Genomic DNA, 316 nt, shown 5'->3' with positions numbered 1-316 from the left:
GTATGACGCCGAGAACCGTCTGGTGTCCGCCCGGGGAACCGGGCCGGAAGGGCGCTTTGAGGCGCGCTATCACTATGACGCGCTGGGCCGCCGCACGCGCAAAATCGTCACCACGACGCACGGCACCACCGACACCCGCTTCCTGTGGCAGGGCTACCGCCTGCTGCAGGAGCAGCAGGAGAGCGGGCTGTGCAGCACCTATGTATACGACCCGAATGAGGCCTGGAGCCCGCTGGCGCGGGTGGACCATCTTCGCGACCAGCGCAGCGGTGAGATTTACTGGTTCAACACCGACCTGAACGGTGCGCCGCTGGAG

General features: G+C 66.5%; 1 pseudogene. It reads left to right on the top strand.

From position 1 onward, the window contains the following. Positions 1-316 (top strand): annotated as a pseudogene (locus C5687_RS24435) (RHS repeat domain-containing protein); the annotation flags it as partial.

Origin of the sequence: Enterobacter sichuanensis, assembly GCF_002939185.1 — a bacterium.
Taxonomy (GTDB): Bacteria; Pseudomonadota; Gammaproteobacteria; order Enterobacterales; family Enterobacteriaceae; genus Enterobacter; species Enterobacter sichuanensis.
Note: the sequence above shows the minus strand (reverse complement) of the source record. Positions and strands in the feature narration are given on the sequence as shown.